General features: G+C 42.7%; 12 protein-coding genes. 4 read left to right on the top strand and 8 right to left on the bottom strand.

Annotated features, from left to right (window positions below; genetic code table 11):
* Positions 1-179 precede the first annotated feature (179 nt).
* Entirely contained in the window at positions 180-1,433 is a 1,254-nt protein-coding gene (locus FLK61_RS18990) for an L-lactate MFS transporter (protein WP_176010911.1), read from the top strand.
* A gap of 411 nt (positions 1,434-1,844) precedes the next feature.
* Here FLK61_RS18990 and FLK61_RS18995 read toward each other — a convergent pair whose 3' ends face one another.
* A complete protein-coding gene (locus FLK61_RS18995; RefSeq protein WP_176010912.1) occupies positions 1,845-2,357 on the bottom strand; it encodes a hypothetical protein in 513 nt (170 codons plus the stop codon).
* A gap of 150 nt (positions 2,358-2,507) precedes the next feature.
* Positions 2,508-3,068, bottom strand: coding sequence for a polysaccharide deacetylase family protein (locus FLK61_RS19000; protein ID WP_249777643.1), 561 nt, complete (start codon positions 3,066-3,068; stop codon positions 2,508-2,510).
* Between the two features lie 183 nt (positions 3,069-3,251).
* Between FLK61_RS19000 and FLK61_RS19005 the strand changes: the two genes are divergently transcribed.
* A complete protein-coding gene (locus FLK61_RS19005) occupies positions 3,252-4,709 on the top strand; it encodes a phospholipase D family protein (RefSeq protein ID WP_176010913.1) in 1,458 nt (485 codons plus the stop codon).
* Between the two features lie 266 nt (positions 4,710-4,975).
* Here FLK61_RS19005 and FLK61_RS19010 read toward each other — a convergent pair whose 3' ends face one another.
* Together FLK61_RS19010 and FLK61_RS19015 are read right to left on the bottom strand one after the other, a co-directional pair.
* A complete protein-coding gene (locus FLK61_RS19010; RefSeq protein ID WP_176010914.1) occupies positions 4,976-5,326 on the bottom strand; it encodes a hypothetical protein in 351 nt (116 codons plus the stop codon).
* 211 nt (positions 5,327-5,537) lie between these two features.
* A complete protein-coding gene (locus FLK61_RS19015; protein ID WP_176010915.1) occupies positions 5,538-6,341 on the bottom strand; it encodes an alpha/beta fold hydrolase in 804 nt (267 codons plus the stop codon).
* 126 nt (positions 6,342-6,467) lie between these two features.
* Between FLK61_RS19015 and FLK61_RS19020 the strand changes: the two genes are divergently transcribed.
* Complete coding sequence (locus FLK61_RS19020; RefSeq protein ID WP_176010916.1) at positions 6,468-8,255, top strand: UbiD family decarboxylase; 1,788 nt, start codon at positions 6,468-6,470, stop codon at positions 8,253-8,255.
* A gap of 69 nt (positions 8,256-8,324) precedes the next feature.
* Here the strand turns inward: FLK61_RS19020 and FLK61_RS19025 are convergent, their stop codons facing one another.
* Both FLK61_RS19025 and FLK61_RS19030 read right to left on the bottom strand, forming a co-directional pair.
* On the bottom strand, positions 8,325-9,272 hold the full coding sequence (locus FLK61_RS19025) for an aminoglycoside phosphotransferase family protein (protein WP_176010917.1): 948 nt from the start codon (positions 9,270-9,272) through the stop codon (positions 8,325-8,327).
* 139 nt (positions 9,273-9,411) lie between these two features.
* Positions 9,412-11,634 (bottom strand): EAL domain-containing protein, encoded by a 2,223-nt coding sequence (locus FLK61_RS19030; RefSeq protein WP_176010918.1) that lies wholly within the window; start codon positions 11,632-11,634, stop codon positions 9,412-9,414.
* Positions 11,635-11,939: 305 nt separating this feature from the next.
* Here FLK61_RS19030 and FLK61_RS19035 point away from each other — a divergent pair, with 305 nt between their 5' ends.
* Positions 11,940-13,268, top strand: a complete 1,329-nt coding sequence (locus FLK61_RS19035) for an FAD-dependent oxidoreductase (RefSeq protein ID WP_176010919.1) — start codon at positions 11,940-11,942, stop codon at positions 13,266-13,268.
* Between the two features lie 189 nt (positions 13,269-13,457).
* Here FLK61_RS19035 and FLK61_RS19040 read toward each other — a convergent pair whose 3' ends face one another.
* Entirely contained in the window at positions 13,458-13,622 is a 165-nt protein-coding gene (locus FLK61_RS19040; RefSeq protein WP_176010920.1) for a hypothetical protein, read from the bottom strand.
* Positions 13,623-13,955: 333 nt separating this feature from the next.
* Positions 13,956-15,515: an esterase/lipase family protein gene (locus tag FLK61_RS19045; RefSeq protein WP_176010921.1), complete on the bottom strand. Its 1,560-nt coding sequence runs from the start codon at positions 15,513-15,515 to the stop codon at positions 13,956-13,958.
* Positions 15,516-15,934 lie beyond the last annotated feature (419 nt).

Consider the following 15,934-nt stretch of genomic DNA (forward strand, 5'->3'; position numbering starts at 1 on the left):
TTGTCATAGGGTGACGAAAAAGGTAGTAGCCTCCGTTTGTGTACTATAACAACAAGGGCATAAAACTATTTAATTTTTGGGAATACTTAGCATAATTGTTGCATTTTCACCCGTTTTTCTATACGCTAAAAGGGTAATTTAGAAGATTTTGCAAAATAATCGATAAGAAGGGAGAAATTGTGTTGAAGAACAGATGGCTTATTGCACTCTCTGCCATTGCCATTCATTTGTCGATCGGAGCTGCCTACGCATATAGCGTATATACAAATCCGATCAATGAAGCGATGGGATGGTCGACAGCAGGTATTACATGGGCATTTACGATTATGATGGCATTAGCAGGTATCTCGGCTGCGTTTTTTGGGAGCTTTGTTGAACGACAAGGTCCACGCAGATCCGCTATTTACGCAGCAATTCTATTTAGTTTAGGTCAGGCCGGCTCGGGATTAGCCGTTGCAGTTGACTCACTACCATTATTCTTACTTATGTATGGACTTTTGAGTGGCTTAGGAATGGGGATTGGCTATATCGCACCTGTCTCGACACTCGTGAAGTGGTTCCCGGATCGTCGAGGGCTTGCCACTGGAATGGCTGTTATGGGATTTGGTATGGGAGCACTTATTACGGCGCCAGTAGCCGCAAATTTGATGCAAACGATCACGATTCCATCAACGTTTTACATATTAGGCGCTGCCTATTTTGTCTTAATGATTTTTGGAGCCGCTTACATTGCTCCTCCTCCAGCTGGATACATGCCTAAGAATATGAAAAAGGACTTGGCCAGCGGCAAAAAAGTCATCAAAAAAGACCTTGCACAGCTCTCTGCAAAGCAAGCCGTTCGCACACGTCGATTTTGGATGCTCTGGACGATGATGCTCATCAATACGAGTGCTGGAATTATGATGATTTCCGTTGCGTCGCCAATGGCACAGGAGACAGTTGGCCTTACTGTCGCCGCTGCCGGTACGATGGTTGGAGTCATGGGTATCATTAACGGAGGAAGTCGTCTAGCGTGGGCTGCCGTCTCTGATTATATTGGACGCTCCAACGTCTTTATGATCTTCTTTATCCTCCAAATAATTGCGTTTGCTACACTGCCGATTATGCAAAGCGTGCTATTATTTCAACTGCTTATTTTTATCGTTGTCAGCTGTTATGGCGGAGGATTCTCCAATCTACCAGCTTTTATTGGGGACTTATTTGGGACAAAGCAGCTTGGTGCGATTCATGGCTTCTTACTCACAACGTGGTCACTTGGTGGAATTATCGGTCCTCAAATTGTGACGCAAATTTATGGTCGTACCGACAGCTACCTACCTGTGTTTTATGTGTTTTTAGGGTTAGTTACTGTCGCTTTTGTAATTTCCCTTCTTATTAAACTCGACATTCGTCGTTTAGAAAAGGCGAAGCAGGAGAAAGTGAAGGTTGCATAAGTGCTAACTAGTTTAAATCAGCTCTTCGTTTGATTTAAGGGCTACCTATTGAAAGAGTCTTTCCTTAGTGATGGGAAGGCTCTTTTCTAATGGGTTTGTGGTTTACGTTAAGTGGTTTTTGGGCAATTTGAGGTTTTATGTACCGTATGAGGGCAGAATGTACCGTAAAAAATTTTATGTACGGTATGAAAAAAGAATGTACCGTATACAGAATTTATGTACCGTGAGCACGATGTGCAACTAACCGCTTTAAAGCTCGTTCGAAAAACTAGGCAACAACCTTTCGCCTAGTAATCAAACTAAAAAGGTTATATTTGAGGGTTTAAAACAGTTACCTTAAACTGCCCCTTATGTTCACAAAAAAGCAAGCAGCCTGAGAGTCTAACCCCCTCCCATTCTGCTTGCTTTCTTTTATTTGTCTCGAAATAACTCGTGGATCTGACTCAGTTTCTCTTTAGAATCACGTTCGAGCTTTCTTAGCTTGTCTACGTCTATTTTATGCCGGAAATGGTAGTGGTCCTCTTGTTTCATCTCATTAATCAGATAGCTGAAAAGCCCGTTCATATCTTGGATCCACCAGCCCTTTTTTACATAGGTGACATCGTGATCTTCTGGTTTATAGCTTGATAGACTTATCTGAGCAATTTCGATTCCATCCTCTTTCCCAAACTTGCCGTCGTCCCCTCGCTTGTGGACGTATACATTCATAAAGTTTGCTAGAGGCATGCGAAAAACAAAAAGAAAATCGTCATTTGATTCATAAAACACATATTTCCCCAAAGAGCCTGGTCCAGTCAGTACATCGTCCGCTCGCACAAAGCTGTCGCGCTCCTGAATCGCCTGTACGATGAGGTGTGAATCCATAATATTAAACTCCGGTAGTTGCCAGCCTTCATACGTCCGTTTAAATAAACCAAATACCATCTTACATCCTCCTTTTTAGTTGGGGAGGTGCAAAAACATAGATAGGTAGAAGCAGGATCTATAGCGATAACGTCCCGTAGCATGATTTGTAGCTTGCATGTGTTTATCTATTTTACCATAAGGCTACCGATATTAAGCTACATGAAGCGCTTAAAGCACAACAAAATGGTACCCTTTTTGTCGAAGCTCGTGCACGATAGCAGGCAATGCTACAAGCGTTTGAGGTAGCTCGTGCAATAAAACTATAGATCCACTCTTAACATTGTCTACAACTAGTCTCGTAATCTTCTCCGGATCCTCTTTCAGCTCCCAGTCAAAGGATGCCACATCCCACATAATCATGCGTAAGCCTAATTGGTCGACCGCACGCTGCGTCTCCTTATTATATTGCCCATAAGGCGGCCTTACGAGAGTAGCTTCATGATTCATCACAGTCGAAAACAGCGAGACACTCGTTTGCAAACTGTCAAACTGCTCCTCAAAGGAACGCTTCGTTAAATCACGGTGTTTATGCGCATGCGATCCAATCGAATGACCGTTAGCTAAGGCACGCTTAAATGGTCGCTTATGATGTAAGTACCTCGTTTGCCAAAAGAAGGTTGCTCCGACATCTAACTCTTCTAGACAATCTAGAAATGCTGACGTAAGTCTCCCTGGACCATCATCAAACGTTAGCGCAATGGCGTTTTCGTCTTTTACTTTCGTTATCACTTTATCCTCACTTGCGCTGTACACAGCGCTCGTTGCCACTCAAGGACTGTTTTTTGTCATGTTCTCTACCTCGCCTTCCAAATAACCTTTTCTTATTTTAGCATGCCCGTAAGGTAATTCACTCACATGAGCAAACGTACTGTATAATACATGTACACACATTAGAATTAAGGGGATACGCTCATGGCTCGCTGGTACAAAAAGAAACGCTTTTGGTTCTTACTCTTAAGCGTCCTTCTACTCATCTATATTGGTACGATCATTTATCATCAAGTAAAGGCTTTACCCGAAGGAGTTTCTGTCGCAACGGAGCCTAGGTCTCTGTCAGATGATGACGTGACGTTTTTAGTTGATCACACGTATCAGCAGGGGGACGACGAAATCGTCGAGCATGAAATCTTTGACGAGCTTTATGCGGCAATTGAGAACGCGGAGGAGTTTTTGATCATCGATATGTTTATGGTCAATGAGACATCGAATGAGTCTCGCATGTATCCGCCACTCAGTAGCGAATTTTCCGAACGTATTGCCACGCAAATGGAGCGTCATCCGGACTTAAATGTTGTCTTTATAACTGACCATTTAAACACGACCTACGGTTCGCATGAAGCCGAGCACATCGATTATCTAGCGGATCTAGGTGCCGAAATTATTTATACCGATTTAAGCCAGCTGCGCGACCCGAACCCGCTTTACTCCGGTCTATGGCGCATGGGGCTTCAGTGGTTTGGACAACGTGGCACAGGTTGGATTACTAATCCACTTGGCGAAACGTCTCCAGAGGTTACCGTGCGGTCCTTGTTAAAGCTTACAAACATAAAAGCGAATCACCGGAAAGTGCTTATTACAGAGGATGCCGGCTACGTGCTATCTGCGAACCCGCATGATGCGAGCGGCTTCAACTCGAATATTGGGATTAAAGTGCAGGGCGAGTTCCTGTACGACCTTATCGAGTCAGAAAAGGCGGTTGCTGCTTTCTCTGGAGGGGACGTGTCCATGTTTCCGTCAGAAGAATCGCTTGCGTCACTCCTAGCGCCAACAGACGGCCCACTCTCCGCTCAGGTTGTGACAGAGCGTGAGATCGAGTACGCAGTCATTGATGCGTTAGATGCCGCAACTCCTGAGGACACGGTATGGCTTGGCATGTTTTACTTATCAGACCGTCATATTATTGAAGCGATGGAGCGCGCCGCCGATCGAGGCGTCCCACAGCGCATTATTTTAGATCCGAATCAAAATGCCTTCGGTCAAGAGAAGATCGGTTTGCCGAACATCCCCGTTGCCGAGGAGCTCGTCACCTTAGATAGCGATTCGATCGACATTCGCTGGTACAACACTAACCTGGAGCAGTATCATTCTAAAATCTTTTTCGTCGATCGCCCAGACAGCGCGCAAGTCATCGCCGGCTCGACGAATTTCACCGCCCGTAACCTAGACGACTACAACTTGGAGAGCAACCTCTCGATCGAGGGCCCTCCAGACAGTGCCTTTCTTTCTGATGTGAGAAACTACTTTGAGCGTCTTTGGGAAAATGAAGATGGCGAATTTACCGTGGAATACGAAGAATACGAAGAGCCACTAGGCTGGGTAAAGTATGTGACCTACCGCATTCAAAAAGCGCTACGATTTACGACATATTAGAGAATAAGAAAGACTGGGGCAGCTCTATTGATGAGGCGGCCCCAGTTTTTTGTTGTTTGAGGAGCTGTTGGAGGTGGAGTGTCGGGTAGGTTGGTTCGATTAACCGAAAGTACGATTCCATTATCCGGTTATGCCCTTCGATTATCCGAAAGTACGGCTCCATTATCCGGTTATGTCCTTCGATTATCCGAAAGTACGGCTCCATTATCCGGTTATGTCCTTCAGTTATCCAAAAGCACAAAAATGACAACTTAATCAATGTGGCGTTAAAATTTAGCTTTGTTTTTGTCATATGTTTTTTGATCAAATTGCCACTTATCTTGCTCCATCCTATTATCTTTAGATGGGTAATGGACTAAAAGTCCGGAGTCTTTCACGTTTGTTAAATATGTATGGATTTCCTCCACGCTTATTTTATTAGCAAAAACCTGCTCTCTTAACTCCTCTGTAGTTAGTCTTTTACTAGATTTGCGTAAATGTACGAGGAGCTTCACTCGGTTCTTTTGACGTTTCTCTTCTTTATATTTTCCTGTAAAAAGCTTTTTAAGCGGGTCCGCTGCTAAGACGCCGATAATAATTCCAAACGCCACTAAAAAGAAGTCGTATAGTATTTCCATGCTGGTTCCCCTCCTTTTGTTTTACTTTACAGAAAGAGCAGGGGAATTTCTAGAGGAGATTATGGATGTGCCCGTTGATGTGAACTAACTTTGTGTGCATCAAGTGAAGGCCTGTTTGCGTCTCTTCATCCAATCACATCAAAAACACCCTCTTAAAAAGTGACCGAATAGATTCCGATCACTCCATCAAGAGGGTGTGTGTGTCTATCTATTATTTTAGTAGTTCAGCTAATTCTTTATGAAGCTTGTCTTTTTCGTCGTATTGCAGACCGTGTCCACTATTTTCGAAAGCCACGAGTGTAGCATTTGGAATTCGCTCTGCCATATATTCGGAGAAAGCAAAATCGCAAATCTCGTCTTTTTTACCGTGGATCAGGACGGTTGGTACGTCGATCATGCCGATCTCATCGCGAAGATCCTCATCTCGTAGAGCAGCTGCACTATCTAGTGTTGCCTGCTCAGAAGCCTGAAGACCCATACCTAATAACCACTCATCTACTTCCGCAGGGACGTCGGTACCAAAGAAGCCACTGCCGAAGTCTTTTAACGCCGCTTCGCGGTCTTCTTTAATCGCGTTCATTAGATCCGTTACCCCGTCTTTTTCCATACCATGATCGAATCCTTGGCGTTTTGTGAACGATGGCGCTGCAGCTCCAAGTAGGATCAGACGCTTTAACCTGTTATCAGCATGTTTTGTTGCAAATCGGATAGATATCGGACCACCCATAGAGAAGCCTGCTAAATAATAAGAATCTACATTTAACTCATCAATAACCTTTTGGATATCCTTTGCGAATACATCATATGTGTAAGGAGAGTCCGGTTTGTCAGACTGCCCGTATCCTCTTAGGTCAATACCAATAAATCGGTAGCCGTGCTTAGGTAGTTCTGCCTTTTGATCGCGGAACATATCCGAGCTTAAAGGCCAGCCGTGGATGAAAATGATTGCTTGCCCTTCTCCTTCGTCCTCCACGTGTAGTGATACGTTCTCTTCTACTTCAATGCGATGTGCCATGTACAAAAACTCCCTTCGTCAATTTATCTACATATTTCCGATTTCGAAAGAACCGAAACGCAAAACAGACAATATGCGTCAAAATGAGTATAATAAAAGGGACTTCAAAGATAAGGACGTGACTCCATGTATCAGACTCTTCAAGAATGTTTAAAAGACTTAGAGGAACACGGACACCTCTTACGCATTAAGGAGGAAGTGGACCCTGATTTAGAAATGGCATCAATTCATTTGAAGGCTTACGAAGCCGGTGAAAAGGCGATTTTGTTTGAAAATGTAAAGGGGTCAAAATACCCAGCTGTGTCCAATCTGTTCGGCACATTGGAAAGAAGTAAATTTATGTTCCGCAAAACATGGAATCAAACACAAAATGTGATTAATCTGCGCAATGATCCGATGCAGGCATTAAAGCATCCTTTTAAAAATACTGCAGCTGGCCTAGCCGCTTCAAAAGCTCTCCCAATGAAGAAGAAAGGCCTCCCTTCTGATATGAAAGAAATTTCGATCAGCGACCTGCCACTCATTAAAAATTGGCCAGACGATGGAGGTGCGTTTGTGACACTTCCACAAGTTTACTCCGAGGATCCGGACAAGCCTGGCATCATGAACGCCAATTTAGGTATGTATCGCGTACAGCTCAACGGTAACGAGTACGAGCTAAATAAAGAGATTGGCATGCACTATCAGATCCACCGCGGTATCGGTGTCCATCAGGCAAAAGCGACGAAAAAAGGCGAGCCACTAAAAGTATCTATTTTTATCGGCGGACCACCGTCTCACACGCTTTCTGCTGTCATGCCCCTGCCTGAAGGGTTAAGTGAAATGACATTCGCCGGCATGCTTGCAGGTCGTCGTTTCCGCTATGCGTATGTCGATGGATATTGCGTAAGCTTAGACGCCGACTTTGTGATAACAGGTGATATTTACCCGAATGAAACAAAGCCAGAGGGACCGTTTGGTGATCACCTTGGTTACTATAGTTTGACGCATGACTTCCCATTAATGCGTGTGCATAAAGTGTACGCACGAGATAATGCGGTGTGGCCATTTACCGTTGTTGGACGTCCCCCTCAAGAAGATACGTCCTTCGGTGCCCTCATCCACGAACTAACAGGCGGTGCCATTAAGCAGGAGATCCCAGGAGTCCAGGAGGTTCATGCTGTTGATGCTGCTGGTGTTCATCCACTTTTATTCGCTATCGGAAGCGAGCGCTATACACCTTATCAAAAGGTGAAGCAGCCACAGGAGCTCTTAACGATTGCAAACCGAATTTTAGGCACAGGTCAGCTGAGTCTTGCTAAGTATTTATTCATTACAGCAGAAGATGGCGAACCACTTACAACTCACGATGAAGCTGCGTTTATTCAATATATTTTAGAGCGTATTGATTTTCAACGTGATCTACATTTCCAAACAAATACGACGATTGATACGCTTGATTACTCCGGTACGGGCCTTAATACGGGTAGTAAGGTTATTCTGGCCGCTTATAGTGACAAGCGCCGTGATCTCTGTACGTCCGTTCCACAAGAAGTACTCGACGTCGTGCCATCCGCAAAGCTTGTGATGCCTGGTGTTATTGCCATTGAAGGCGAGACATTTACGACCCATGACACAGCTAGTAAAGAGCTGGAGCTTTTGACAAGCAAGCTAAAGAGTCTTCCAACAGCACCACTTCTCGTCATGACGGATGACAGTGAGTTTTTAGCTGAATCTGTAGCAAACTTCTTATGGGTCACATTTACTCGAAGCAACCCGTCTCACGATATGTACGGGATCAATAGTACTATGACACATAAACATTGGGGATGTGATTCTCTCATCATTGATGCTCGGATTAAGCCGCACCATGCGCCACCACTTCTCCCTGATCCAACTATAGAAACAAAAACGAAGGATTACTTCAAAAAATAGATTAAAAAGAGCCAGTCGCAGACAATTGTGCGACTGGCTCTTTTTTATTGTACAACTCTCTCTTTAAGATCAATCTGCAAGTAAATCTCCCTCAAGCTCCATAGGCGCAGGCTGCCAAGCTAAAAGAGCATTCTTCAGCATGATTTTTCCCCACCGCATCACGTTATCATTTGGCTCCACTGTTGTGTGATGCAGAAGTATGATTGATACAGATACAGCTTTAAATATAGCAAGCTGCTTTGTTTCTTCGTCCACTTCCCCGTAGGTTTTATAAAATGGATCGTGTTTATCTGGTGATACTAGTTGGTACAAAATAGATAAATCAATTGCTGGATGACCAATATGAGCATCCCCCCAATCAATGACACCGTGTACAGCTCCGTCTAACATAATAATGTTGTTCGGATGCATGTCCCCGTGTACAAGAGAGGTACCTTGTGGATTAGGCATTAATGGGATTTCTTTAAGGTAAGCGTGCGTTATATCAAAAAGTTCATGATCAATCATACCTCTAATATCTTCTAAGCGCTGTACTAAACTTTCTTGTCTAGCTTCTGTTGAAAGTCTATTTAACTCATCTCTACCTTGTGTAAAGTAATGTAACGGTAAATCATGGAGCTCACGTAAGAATGTGCCTAGATTTGCCAATTCATTCTCAAGAATACTGTCATCGCTTTCTTCCATCAGCGAATTCCCTTTAATATTTGTGAGTCCTATAAAAGGGAAATTATCACCGTCCGCAATCGCATAATAGCGAACTCTTGGAATATTATAAGCGGAATCAAAGGATGCTCGCTCAAGCTCCTTTAGGACACTATATTCAATCCTCATGGCATCGTATCCCATCTCACGTCTCGGGAAACGAAATACCCATCTATTATTTACTTCATAGACAGTATGGTCAAAGCCCGTACCAATTAACTTAATATCAACTGGCTTTAAAGCAGGAAAAGCAGTTTCGATTTTTTGTTTGGCAAGTTCAAGTGTCATTGGGTGCGTAGCTTCAAAGTTTTGCACGTATCTCACTCCTTCGAGTGTACTCTTGATGGTGTATAGTCAATAAACAACCTTAGTATAACCTTTATAGTATACACAATAACATGGAATAGCAACATACAAAAAACGCTAAATCTACTGATCCAGCGTTTTTCCTAGGTTATTTGACTCTTATTTGCATTTCTGCCATGACCCAATGACTATATTCAGTTAATTTCGTAATATCATCAGATGATAGAACTCGAGGTTCTACATCTAATATACACAACGTACCAATTGCATACCCTTCGGAAGTAAATAGCGGTACTCCCGCATAAAATCGTATCCCAAAGTTTTTTACATACTTATTACTCTTTAGTTCTTCATGCTTATACGTATCTTCTACTATAAAATAGTCCTTTTCATCTATCACCTTCGTACAAAACGATTGGTCTCTTGGAACGCTACGATTATTCCTAATCATGTCTCTATAGCTTGATGCGGACTTGATCCACTGCGTATCATCTGTTAAATATGTAATTAAACAGAGTGGTACTTGAAAGCTTTGACTGACTACTCTCGTAATGCGATCATACGCTTCCTCAAAATGGGTTCCTAAAATTTTTAGTGATTCCAATGCAAGTAGACGCTCTGCCTCCACCTTCTTCTGTCTTTTTTTATGCAGAATGTCTAAGTAAAGTGTACGTCTTTGACCAACAATTAAATCACTAGCTTGTTCCGAAGCATGATAGAGTGCGTCTATTGCCATCGGCTTACTCAGATAGTAGCCCTGTAATTCATCACAACCTAAGTCTGTTAGTATTGTCAGCTGTGATTCTGTTTCTACTCCTTCTGCTGTTACATGAAGCCCTAACTTTTGAGCTAGCATTAAAATAAATGTAACAATCTCAATTTCCTTTGACTCTTCCTCATTATCAATTTGCTGAACAAAAGATTGATCAATTTTTATACCATCTAATGAAAATAGCTTTAAATAATTTAATGAAGAATAACTTACTCCAAAATCATCTATTACAACACGAAAACCTAATCCTCTTAAAAAATCTATCGTTTCCTTCCCACGTTCTACATCCTTCATAAGCGTATATTCGGTGATTTCAAGTTCAAAGCGATCTGGAGTGAGTCCATACTTTTTAATAATAGATACAATGCTATTTTGCACAATTTTTTCATCAAACATGGTAGAAGAAAGATTAATTGATGTGATTGTCTTCTCAAAAATATCTGGAAAGCGAGTGATGTCTTCACAAACTTTTGTAACAACCCTTTCAGTCACTTTTTCTATAAGCGGAGACTTTTCCGCAATTGGTATAAATACTGACGGTGGAATTGTGCCTAACGATTGAGAAAACCACCTCACTAACGCTTCAACGTTAACATGTCCTGTTTGAGAGTGGATTTTAGGCTGGTAATAAACGGTCAATTCCTCTGATTGAATAGCTTTCATAAGTTCTATTTCAAGAGTTAAATCATCTAAATACTTTTGCTGCTTAACAGTTTGATCATACACGTTTATAGAACCATTACCAGTGTGTTTTGCTTCTAGCATTGCATGTTGCGCATTAGTAATTAGAGTATTGGCACTTTTGTAATTTGTACAAATACCGACACAACACGACAGAGGAATTTGCATGTTATTCACGTCATATGTGATCTGTTTGATGCTTTTAATGATTTGTTTAGCGACTTCTTTCGCATCACTTAATGAGACATTTGTCAGGGCGACAATAAACTCGTCAGCCTCTACCCTTCCTATGATGGATCCTTTAGGTGAGACTCGCGATAGAGAATTTGCAATTTGCTGAAGTAATACATTCGCTTTTTCAACGCCTAAAAATTCATTAGCCAATTTAAAACGATCAATATTGATATATAAGACATGAACGGATACATGCTCTTGAGACTGTAACAATATATTGACTTCCGCTTTCACCTTCACGATTGTCGGGAGCTTTGTTAAATAATCAATGTCCTCAATGGAGGCTAAAAGCTGGAGCATCGCACGATCCGCCAGATCACTTGTGATGCCAAGCACATAGCGCACCTTGCCGGCTGTATCATGGATTGGCAAAAGTATGGAGGATGCGTATGTCGCTACGTTTGTTTTTTTATTCATTTTATCTGAGTAAAAAACCGGCTCTTGTTCGTTGCAGGCCAGGTTATATTGATAGATTAAATTTTTCGCAACGTCTGGTGCGTAAACCTCCGCAATAGTTTTTCCTTTAAAACCCTCGGGAAGCGTTGCTAGTAATACTGCTTCCTCACTTGCCGCCTCATACACAACTCCTCGATCCGTTACCTTCATAAGAAAGACCATGTTATAGAGCTTTGAGAAGAAATGAAATAAGTAGTGAGGATCTGCCTTCATATCGTATATCTCCATATCCTGCTGTCCCTCCCCTAAAGATGTTAAGTAGACGTGCGAAAAAGATCTTAGTTTATCTAAATATTATCTATTGTAACAATAAATCGAACAAACGAACGACAAAATTTGCAATACAGAAAGTTTTTTTGCAACGCTCCCAATAAACTGTATAAAAGATGTGACAAATATTTATTTGTGAAATGTTGAGCAAAAGTGTTGCAAGTGAAAATGACATATACTATACTAAGGTTAAGTTGATATTGTGATTGTTTTCACAAACAAGGATCATTCAACTTTTTTATACTTTTAGGAGGAATGTATCGATGAAAATTGCAGTTATCGGAAGCACACACGCAGGCACGGCGGCAGTCACGAATATGGCTCAGCTTTATCCTGAGGCAGATATAACGGTTTATGAGCGTAACGACAATGTATCCTTCCTGTCATGTGGTTTAGCGCTATATGTCGGCGGAGTGGTCGATGACCCGCAAGGTTTATTCTACTCCTCACCGGATAAGCTCCAATCACTTGGTATAAACGTTAAAATGCAGCACGACGTGAAGAATATTGATACTGAAAATAAAACAATCGAAGCCATAAACCTTGTTACAGGTGAAGAGGTAATAGACCACTTTGATAAGCTTGTTATGTCTACTGGCTCATGGCCCATTCTCCCTCCAATTGAGGGAATGAAATTAGAAAACGTCTTATTAGCAAAGAACTACAACCAGGCTAATACGATTATTGAGCGTTCTAAAGATGCTGATCACGTAACCGTAGTTGGCGCAGGCTATATCGGCGTAGAGCTAGTAGAAGCATTTGAGCTTGCAGGGAAAAAAGTAACGTTAATTGATGGTGTCGACCGTATTTTAAATAAGTATTTAGATAAAGAGTTCACAGACACTGTTGAATCTGAATTTAAAGAGCGTGGCATTGAACTACGACTTGGTGAAACAGTTGCTCGAATCGAAGGCACCGAGCATGTAGAAGCTGTCGTAACCGACAAAGGACGTATTGAAACAGACCTTGTTATTATGTGCGTTGGCTTCAGACCAAACACAGATCTATTAAAAGGTAAGGTTGATATGCTAGCAAACGGCGCAATCAAGGTTGATGAATATATGCGCACGAGTAACCCGGATATTTTAGCAGCTGGAGACTGCGCGGCCGTTAAATATAACCCAACAGGCTCTCACACGTATATTCCACTTGCGACAAATGCCGTTCGAATGGGTACACTTGTTGCAAAGAACATTATGCAACCAACTGTTAAAAATGTCGGTACACAGGGTACATCCGGCTTACACATTTATGACTTAAACATGGCGTCTACTGGTCTTACTGAAACGTCGGCAGAAGCGCTGGGCATTAATGTGAAAAGTATCACAATCAATGAAAAACACCGTCCTGAATTCATGCCAACATCCGAGAACGTACAGCTTAAGGTCAGCTACGATCCTGCCACTCATAAGATTTTAGGTGCACAGGTCATCTCTAAAGCAGATGTTACGCAGTCTATTAATACGCTAAGTGTATGTATTCAAACTGGTATGACAATCGATGAACTAGGCTATGTAGACTTCTTCTTCCAGCCACACTTTAACCAGCCGTGGAACTTCTTGAATAAGGCGGGACTTGCGGCAGGTCGGTAGGTTATTTAGTTCAAGATCAAGTTACTAAGTTCAAGATCAAGTGCGGGACCTTCGGTCCCCTACGTAACGGTTCGATTGATAACTATACCCTTCCTTTTTATGGAGATTACTGGGCGACAATTCGTTGCCCAGCTTTTCTCTTGTAGAGGGGTATGTATTTGGTAATAAATCGAATTGTGGCATACTTCCTTAGTCCGTATTACTTCTATCTATGTTTTGTTCTACTTCTTCCACCTTGCGTTTCATTTCTTCGAATTTCATTCTACTTCTTGTTTGCGACACATTTGAACCAATTTCCGTGCTGTTTCCTGATCGTTCTGTACTACTTTTAGTAATTGCCTTCTTACTTCTCATAGTTTGCGAACTACTTCTTTTCTAACGTACTTCTCTCACGCTGCGTTCTACTTATACTAAAATTTGCTTTTCTTCACCCATTTTACGTTTAACATCCATTCTACCAAAACAAATACTCGCCCTCCTGAAGGCGAGCATCAATTAATTTACCGTAACCGCAGGTGCCACGTAGCGGTGTTTGCGTACTACCAGTGGTAGCCCTTACGCGAAGCGAAAATCCTTTTGTCCGCCCATTGGTTTGGCCGGACAAAATAGTTGAGTAAGCCACCGGTAGTTGCAAACTCCGCATAGGGGCACCGGAAGATGACCGCATTTGAACTTACTCACACTCCGCTAATACGTATTTCCTTCTTCGTCGATATAAATAGATGTAATAAGCGTTCGCTCAAAGCGTGTGCCTGATGCTGACTCTCCTTCGACATCAGCAGTAACCGTGTACAGCCCTTCACCAAGCTCCGGAACCTTCACCTGGTTACTTTGTTCATTAATCGCTGTTTGACGTTGTCCAAACAGATTTGTCTCTGCCTCTTCTTCAGGCGTAAACGTGATGTCGTAGTCAAGCATGACGTCGCGACTTACACCTCGTGCTTGTGCTCTATCAGGTGCATCCTGCTCTACCGTAATTTCTTTTAAATCCCCTGATTGCGTAACGTGTAACTGCTCGTTTAGAAGTGAATCAAAGGTGACAAGCATCGCATAGGCCGACGCCTCCTCCGTTGCAGTTGAAACCGTCCACTCACCCGCTAACGGATCGTCCAGTTCAACTGTGTGGTGATACGCCCCCTCAAAAAACATTGTCTCATCCGCGACTGATTCCACGTGGAACGTCTCTACTGTTGTTTCGCCTGGAGCAAGAAGGTCTAGGGTATCGTGCTCTGTTGCACTGAGCCAGTTAATGACGATTCCTGTTGCTTCCTCCTCGACATAAAAAGTCTCTGATGCCTCACCAAACTGCTCACCTCCGCGTACGAGCACCTGTAGCTCTTCTTCTGCTACCTTAGCCTGCTCTCTCGCCGCTTCCTCCATCTGCGCTACTCTAAAGCTTCCGATCGTGAGCTGAGGACGGAAAATAGAGAAGACATTCGATCCAATGTTGACCTCTCCGTGATTCCAATTCCCAACGGCAAGCATTGGTGCATACGGAAGAGTCGCACTTGCAACGGATACAACGCCATCGCTCGGTCCGCTAATAAATCCGCTACCAAACCAGTAGCTACTAAAAGCCGGACCTGTGCGGTTACCCGCAATGGTGTAGTAATTATTTTGCGAACGCTCAAATCGGTTGTCGGTAATAGAGCGGAAATAGTTCATCGTTGCTGTTTGTAAGCTTTGTGTACCTGGGCTGTTTTGACCAATTAAATCCGCAAGCCAGCCAAGGCCTGAGCTATTTGCTAAGTCCGCAAGCTCACTTCCATAGTGAGGGGATCCTAGTGTAATTACATTGGAGACTAACGGATATTTCCCTTCGTGGATGAGCGCAACCTGTGTGTCGACTCCACCTTTACTGTAGGCTACGACCGTGAGTTTTTTCCCACCAAAGTAATTGGAGATTTGCTGTAGCTGGTCGGCCAGTAACGCACCATTATCCCAATAGCTTTGCGGTGTTCCGCCTGAATCAAATAATTCCACAAATGCAGTCTGATAGCCCGCCTGCACGGCGAGATTATACATATTGTTATTTTGATACCAAACGGTAGAGTCGTTTGTCAGCCCTTGAACAAATACAATGACTGGCTTATTCGGATCAACTACCGCCGGAGTCGCCCCAATACTAATCGCCCCTGGCTCCAAATCATTCCCCGGCGACTTAAAGCCTCCAGCTAATCCAACCGGCTGCACAAGCATCGACAACACTAGCATCACAACAAACCAAACAGTAAATTGCCTCTTCACACTACCCTCTCCCTTTTCATCGAATGATCAGACCCCCCTATCCTTTATTGGACAGAAAATAGGGTCCAAGGTATAACACAAACGTCTGTATATTTCGGGAAGAAGAGGAGATATTCCTTCTAAATTCGAAATGAAATGTAAGTTATTAGAAAATAACTAATACTAGATGGGTTTATTTAGCGTTAATTTTAGTAGTATTTGGTAGTTTGCGAGGTGATTTTCGGGATTGTGAACATAGTGTTACCAGAGTGGGAAGGAATTACGTGCAGGTTGAGGTGTCGAGGGGGGGATTTGCATCAAGTCCATTTTTCACCTTGATTGCTCAACAACCTAGTCTCAAATCTAGATGTAAAAGAGCCAAACAGTCTTGAGCAAGTTAATGAAGTCTCATTCTGCTAAAATCGAATGACAATCTGGCA

The organism is Paenalkalicoccus suaedae (genome assembly GCF_006965545.2).
GTDB classification, from domain to species: domain Bacteria; phylum Bacillota; class Bacilli; order Bacillales; family Salisediminibacteriaceae; genus Paenalkalicoccus; species Paenalkalicoccus suaedae.

Coding starts and splice junctions, on each gene's coding strand:
- FLK61_RS19010 (WP_176010914.1), bottom strand. CDS start 5,326: ATGGAAATACTATACGACTTCTTTTTAGTGGCGTTTGGAATTATTATC.
- FLK61_RS19020 (WP_176010916.1), top strand. CDS start 6,468: ATGTATCAGACTCTTCAAGAATGTTTAAAAGACTTAGAGGAACACGGA.
- FLK61_RS19035 (WP_176010919.1), top strand. CDS start 11,940: ATGAAAATTGCAGTTATCGGAAGCACACACGCAGGCACGGCGGCAGTC.
- FLK61_RS19040 (WP_176010920.1), bottom strand. CDS start 13,622: ATGAGAAGTAAGAAGGCAATTACTAAAAGTAGTACAGAACGATCAGGA.
- FLK61_RS18995 (WP_176010912.1), bottom strand. CDS start 2,357: ATGGTATTTGGTTTATTTAAACGGACGTATGAAGGCTGGCAACTACCG.
- FLK61_RS19030 (WP_176010918.1), bottom strand. CDS start 11,634: ATGGAGATATACGATATGAAGGCAGATCCTCACTACTTATTTCATTTC.
- FLK61_RS19005 (WP_176010913.1), top strand. CDS start 3,252: ATGGCTCGCTGGTACAAAAAGAAACGCTTTTGGTTCTTACTCTTAAGC.
- FLK61_RS19015 (WP_176010915.1), bottom strand. CDS start 6,341: ATGGCACATCGCATTGAAGTAGAAGAGAACGTATCACTACACGTGGAG.